This window comes from Gaiella sp. (genome assembly GCF_039915195.1).
Taxonomy (GTDB): Bacteria; Actinomycetota; Thermoleophilia; order Gaiellales; family Gaiellaceae; genus Gaiella.
Genome location: NZ_JBDSNT010000074.1, coordinates 1 through 6,527, shown reverse-complemented (window position 1 = coordinate 6,527; position 6,527 = coordinate 1). Strand labels below are relative to the sequence as shown.

At 66.7% G+C, this 6,527-nt stretch carries 5 protein-coding genes and 1 rRNA gene; all 6 read right to left on the bottom strand.

Going from position 1 to position 6,527, the window contains the following annotated elements; all coding sequences use genetic code 11:
- Positions 1-326, bottom strand: a 16S ribosomal RNA gene (locus ABIR74_RS07785); the annotation flags it as partial.
- 447 nt (positions 327-773) lie between these two features.
- The gene (tyrS, locus tag ABIR74_RS07780; protein WP_348176755.1) at positions 774-1,922 is read right to left on the bottom strand and encodes a tyrosine--tRNA ligase; all 1,149 of its coding nucleotides are present in this window, start codon (positions 1,920-1,922) and stop codon (positions 774-776) included.
- Positions 1,923-1,933: 11 nt separating this feature from the next.
- Entirely contained in the window at positions 1,934-2,995 is a 1,062-nt protein-coding gene (locus tag ABIR74_RS07775; RefSeq protein ID WP_348176753.1) for an alpha-hydroxy acid oxidase, read from the bottom strand.
- A gap of 9 nt (positions 2,996-3,004) precedes the next feature.
- Positions 3,005-3,706 carry a hypothetical protein gene (locus ABIR74_RS07770; RefSeq protein ID WP_348176751.1) on the bottom strand — a complete coding sequence of 234 codons (702 nt, stop codon included), beginning with the start codon at positions 3,704-3,706 and terminating at the stop codon, positions 3,005-3,007.
- A gap of 31 nt (positions 3,707-3,737) precedes the next feature.
- A complete protein-coding gene (locus ABIR74_RS07765; RefSeq protein ID WP_348176749.1) occupies positions 3,738-5,201 on the bottom strand; it encodes a sulfite exporter TauE/SafE family protein in 1,464 nt (487 codons plus the stop codon).
- Positions 5,198-6,527, bottom strand: a 1,330-nt coding sequence (locus ABIR74_RS07760) for a tetratricopeptide repeat protein (RefSeq protein WP_348176747.1), incomplete at its 5' end; no start/stop codon positions are given. The genes ABIR74_RS07765 and ABIR74_RS07760, both read right to left, overlap by 4 nt.

The window sequence follows — 6,527 nt, the reverse complement described above, 5'->3', positions numbered from 1 at the left end:
AGTCCCAGTGTGGCTGATCGTCCTCTCAGACCAGCTATGGATCGTCGCCTTGGTGGGCCATTACCCCGCCAACAAGCTAATCCACCGCGGGCTCATCCTCGATCGGAGGCCGAAGCTACCTTTTCTTTCACGCCCGAAAGCTTGAAAGGCTATCCGGTATTAATCCGAGTTTCCCCGGGCTATCCCAGAATCGAGGGCAGATTACCCACGTGTTACTCACCCGTTCGCCGCTGTCCCCAGGACCGAAGTCCCGGTTCTCGCTCGACTTGCATGTGTTAAGCGCGCCGCCAGCGTTCGTCCTGAGCCAGGATCAAACTCTCCGTGAAGAACTTGTCGCCGGCTGTCATGTCACGCAGGAGGCGAACCTCCCTGATGACATAGCCGACAAACTGTTGTCTTCCCTAGAGCTTGAGCTCAAATGTCTATCCGCACAGTCACTCCGCTCGGTCCGAAGACCAAACGTCGCTTCTGCACGGCATCGACGGGAAAACCGTCTCACCCGGTAGAACGGGCGGACGGTGTAACCCCTCTCCCACGCCGAAGCGAGGACGAGGGGCCTCGTCGTTTTCCGTACGCTGTTGAGTTTTCAAAGATCGATGCCGGTCGAGTCGAGCAACAAAAAGGCCTCCAACTCGCGCCAGAGGCCTACGGGAGATTCGGTACAGGTCGTATCCGATTCGCTCGAAGGCCGCTCCGATGTCGAGTGACAGGGCGTTTTTGCTGCCTCCCTCACGGGCGGCTTGCCGATAGTAGCAGGATCTAGCGCTTCTGTGTCAATTCGAAGGCGGGTAACGCACGAAGCGCCGCTTCCCTGCCTGGACGAGTGCGCGCGCCAGGTCTGGGCGGGCGATGTCGAGCGACGTCACTACGACCCCGTTCACCTTCACGCCTCCCTGTCCGATCATCCGGCGCACCTCGCTCGTCGACAGCCCGAACTGCTCTGCGAGCAGCGCCGGCAGGTGGATCGGATCGCCGTCGGGGAGCACTCCCTCGGGCACCTCTTCGGGTGCGCCGCCCTCGCGCACGACACGAGTGAAGTGGGCCTCTGCCTGGACAGCGGCTCCCGGGCCGTGGGAGCGAGCGACGATGAACCGAGCGAGTGCAAGCTTCGCATCCATCGGCTCGCCTTCCGGAACGGGCGCCTCCACCACGAGCCGATACCAGTCGACGAGCATCGTGTCGGGGATCCGCATCGTGCGGCCGAACTGCTCCTCGGGCAGAGCAGCAAGCGGAATGTTGTTCCCGACGGAGGAACTCATCTTCGCCCCGTCCCAGGAGACGAGGAGCGGCGTCGTGAGCACGACCTGCGGCTCGAGCCCGTACGCCTCCATCACGGTACGTCCGGCGAGCAGGTTGTAGAGCTGATCCGTCCCGCCGAGCTCGACGTCGGCCTCGATCGCGACCGAGTCGTAGGCCTGCATGAGTGGGTAGAGGAGCTCGGAGACCGAGACCGGCTGCCCGGCAGCCACACGCTTCGAGAAGTCGTCGCGTTCGAGGAGTTGTGCAACCGTCAGCGTCCGTGTCAACCGAACGACATCGCCGAACGAGAGCTTCGAGAGCCACTCCCCGTTGAACCGCACCTCGGTGCGGTCCGGATCGAGAATCTGGAGCGCCTGATCGACGTAGAGCTTCGCGTTCGCGTCGATCTCCGCGTCGGAGAGGATCGGCCGTTCGGCCGATCGGCCCGAGGGATCGCCGATCCGCGTCGTGTAGTCGCCGATGATGAGAACGCCCGTGTGCCCTGCGTCCTGAAATGCCCGCATCCGCTGCAGTGGGATCCCGCGCCCGACGTGAATGTCGGGCGACGTGACGTCGATGCCGAGCTTGACGCGAAGGGGCCGGCGGCGTTTCAGCTTCGCTTCGAGGCCTCCCGCCGGCAGCAGCTCGACATGATTCCGGGAGAGGATGGCAATGTCGTTCACGGAGGCTGATTCTACGGACGAAGCGCGCGAACGACGTGCTCTGCCGTGAGCTCGTCGACGGACTTGCAGCCCGTCAGGTGCAATGCAACAGCGAGCTCCTCGCGCAGGAGCTCGAGCACCTGTCGCGCGCCATCCTCACCGCGAGCGGCGAGTCCCCAGAGCGGCTGACGGCCGGCAAGCACGGCGGCAGCGCCGAGTGCGAGCGCCGTGGCAACATCAGTACCGCGCCGGATGCCGCTGTCGAGCAAGATCTCGAGCCGGTCGCCCACCGCCTCGACGATGGCGGGCAGGGCGTCGATCGTCGGCATCACGCCGTCGAGTTGCCGTCCTCCGTGGTTCGAGACGACGACGCCGGCCGCGCCGTGCTCGGCCGCGAGCAGTGCGTCCGTTGGCTCGAGCACCCCCTTGACGACGACCGGGACCGGTAAGGACGACGCCAGTCGCGCAAGGTATTTCCAGTCGAGCGCCGGGTCGAGGATCTGCAACCCCTCACCCTCTACCCCGCGCTCGAGCGCATACCGCACCGAGGGCATCGTCTCCTCCGGGAATGCCCAGTGGATGCGCCTCTCGCGGTCTCGTGCTCCGACGACCGGGATATCGACTGTGAGGAACACCGCGGCGAAGCCCGCGTCGATCGCCTGCGCGATCAACTCATCGGTGACGCCGTGGTCACGGAAGACGTAGACCTGGAGAAACCGGACGCCGTCGGGCGCGGCGGCCGCGACCTCGGCGACACCTGCGTTCGAGAAGGTGGAGAGACAGAGCGCAGATCCGGCCGCGGCCGCCGCTCGGGCCATGCCCACCTCGCCGTCCGCGTGAGCCATTTGCTGATAGGCGACCGGCGCGACGACGATCGGCGAGCTCACGTTGCAGCCGAGGACGGTCGTCTCGGTCGCGGTGGACTCGATCCCACAGAGGATCCTCTGGCGCAACCGCCACCGCGCGAACGCTGCGGTGTTCTCGGCCAGCGTCTGCTCCCGTCCCGCGCCTCCGCGGAAGTACTCCGCCCAGTCAGGGTCGAGCTGCTCGACGGCAAGAGCCTCGATGTCGGTCAGCGTCAGCGGCGTCTCCACCGATGCAGCCTACAACGGGTAGGCGACCATGCCCCAGGCAGCGAGCGCGTACCAGGCGCCGAAAGCGAGGCTCGTGACGCCGATCACCGGAGCGATGCCGTTGAACGAGCCAGCCACGCGGTCCGAGGAGAGCGTGATCCCGAATCCCGTCGTGACGAGCGTCATCGAGACAGCGGTGAAGACCGCAAGGACGATCAGGGCGATGCAGGCAACGGTCGTCGACGGGATCGCAGCGAGAATGAGGACTCCGACACCGGCGCTGCCGCCGATGCCGTGGACGAGCCCGATGCCGAAGGCACCCGCAGGAGTCCTGACTCGGTGATGATGGTGCTCGTCCTCGTGGACGTGCGCGTGGAGATTGAAGTAGCCGTGGCGCCAGCGGACGAGGAGCCGGAGCGCGAGAAAAACGATCAGCGCTGCAACAGCGGTCTCGGCACCCTGCTGCACCCGTTCCGGGAGGTACTGCTGAAAGAGGAGGATCGGAAGGCCGAAGAGCACGAGCGTCAGAGCGTGGCCGAGACCCCAGAACGCGCCGAGCCGGGCGGATGCCCGGCTGGCGCGCTCACCCCCCGAGGCAACGAGCGTCGTGACGGCAGCGATGTGATCCGGGTCGGTCGCGTGCCGTAGGCCGAGGAGCACCGCGACGAGGATCACCACTCCCACCGAAGCACCGTTCGAGAGACCTGCAATCGCGTCGTCGAGCCCAAACATGATGGTTGTTCGCCCCCCTTTCCCGATCGGTTCAGATGACGCCTGGAATGGCCTTGATGGTCAAGGCGACCCCGACGCCGAGAATCACGAGTGCGCTCAGAGCTGGGAGTGCACGGACGATCCGTCCCTCGAACGAGACGCGGCGGAACGCCCGGCGCGCGAGGACAGCGATGAGGCCGATACACGTGATCGTCGCGGCCAGGCCGAGGCTGAAAGCGGCGATCAGGGCAAAGCCGAAGCCGACCCGATGGACGGCGATGGCGGAGAGCAGCACGACGAGGGCCGAGGGGCACGGGAGAAGGCCGGCGGCGATTCCCACACCGAGGATTCCCTTGGACGTGAACGAGTCGTCGCTCGACGATCGTTGGTCGTGCGAGTGGCTCGCGTGCTCGTGGTCGTCGCCGTGCGCATGCACATGCCCGTGGTGGTCGTCGTGGTGTTGATGCTCACCGTGCTCGTGGTGATGACCGTGCGACCCGTGGTCGTGCAGCCCATCGCCGTGGTCATGGTCGGCCCAGCCGCCCGTGCGAAGCCGCGATCGCAGCACGCCGACGCCAACGAGAACGACGAGGAGCCCCGAGACGAGGGTCAGCCACGGATAGAGCTGGTCGGGGACGATGAACTGCGAGAGCAGGAGCGTCACGAGGCCGAGAGCGAAGACGCCGAACGTGTGGGTCACCGTCACCGTCGCTCCGAGGAGAAAGGCGTGCCGTGGCTTTCCCTTCGTTCCCACGAGATAGCCGGCAACGAGCGCCTTGCCGTGCCCGGGGGTCAGCGCGTGCACGGAGCCCCAGAAGGCCGCGATCAGCAGACTGATCAGGATCACGCCGAGCGAGAGGTCGCCGCGCTCGATCAGGGACTCGAACCCGCCCGAGGAGCGCTCGACTGCCGCAGCCTCACCGATCACCGGTGGAGCCGCGCCTCTCGGCCCAGGAGTGAAGCCGGCCGTTGCGCTCCTGACATCGAGGGGTGAGCGCAGGAGATCCTTGGGATACGCACGCAACTCGTCAGATCGGGTCGTCTGCGGCGCCGAGGCTGCATCTAGCCGAGCGCCGTCACGGGCGTTGATCGTGATCTCCCGCCACCCGATCCTGCTCGCGAACGATCGGTCCGCAAACGTCAACCGCGTCCCGGCCGCCGGTGCGCGGTAGATCGCATCGAAACGCAACGTCTTGAGCCCGCCTGCCCCGGGACGCTCGGCTGTCCGGTGCGCCACGACGATGAGCGGCACTCGCTTGCCGTCGACCGTTAGGTCGAGTTGCTTCGCCAGGGAGGCGGCGTATCCCGGGCGCCGAACCGACGCGCCCTCCTGGAACGTCGGAATCTCGGCGAGATCGAGTGCGAACCTGACGTACACGGTGTCTCCAGCGAGATCGATCCCCGCGAAGTGATTGACGGTGAAGTTGCCGAGCGGATGCGCGGAGGCAGGCGCCGGTGCGAGGAGAGCACAGGTAGCGGCCACGGCCACGACAACGAGAAGCGCCACCCGTCTCATGACACGGCCTTCCGCGCCAGCGGTGCGAATCGCACCGAGAAGTTCGGGTTGAGGGCAAGCGCCTTCTCGTAGGCCCGGGTCATCTCGGTCGTATCGCCGGCACAGCCTGCTGCGTAGCCATGGTGAAACCAGAGCTGGGCGTCGCGGGTCCCCAGCCTCAGAGATCGTCGCGACCACGTCACTGCCTCGTCACATCGGCCCGCGCGCGCGAGCGCCCAACCGAGGGCGTCGTCACCGTAGATCGAGGGGCGGTCGGCACGAGCGCGGCGCGCGAGCGCAACCGTCTCCACGGGTCGGATTCGCTGGTCGGCGCGATACACGGCCGACTCGAGATCGACCCGGACGCCACCCGCAACGAGCAGCCGGTCGATCGCTGCGACGGTCGCCCGCTGCTGCCTGGCTTCGGCTAGCCGACCCCGGCGCTCGAGAAGGTCACCGAGGAGGCTGACGAACTGCGCGAGTGGTATCGCCTCCGACGCGCGACGGGCCAAAGCGATGGAGCTATCGAGTCGCCCGCGTGCCGCCTCGATCCGAGCACGTTGCTCCAGCGCGTAGACATAGCCAGGGACGGCCGTCAGTGCTGCCCGGGCGTAGGTGTCGGCTGCCGTGACGCGACCCCGGCCGAACTCGAGCTTCGCGAGCTCGACGAGAGCCCAGGCGGTTGCATCCGGCTGACCGCCGGCGGCGTCGACGGCAAGCCGCATCGCGGCGATCGCGCCGACCGTGTCGCCCTTCAACTCGCGGGCGTATGCGATGCGAGCGTAGGAGGCGAGATTTGGTTTCAGCGCCACCATCCGCTCGAAGCTGCTGAAAGCCGCGGTGTAACGGCCCAGCTCGATCTGGGCGTCGCCGATCACACCGTAGGGTCGGGCCGAGTGCGGCGCGAGCTTCTGAGCCCTGCGGCCGACGACGAGCGCACGCGCGAACTGGTGTTGGAGCAGTGCGAGATTGCCGAGGCCGAGCGTTGCTGTCGGATCGTCAGGGCGCGCGGTAAGGGCTGCCGCCAGAGCGGCATTGGAGCGCGGCAGATACGACGCATCGCCGGTCTCGCGCCAGCGGATCTGATAGGCGAGCCCGAGCGAAGCCAACGTGTCCGGGTCGCTAGGAGACGACGCAAGTGCCGTCTCGAGGCTTGCCACCGTTGCCTGCGCGCCGCCCTGGACGATCCCGGAGAGCGCACTCTCCGAGATCGCCTGGGGCGGCACGACGGCTGTCGAACGAGCCGAGGGAGACTCCTCGAGAACTCCACCGAACAACACGCCCGCGAGCAGCGCTACTGCAACCGCGCCACCGGCGAGAAGCTTTGAACGATGTCTCATCGAAGTC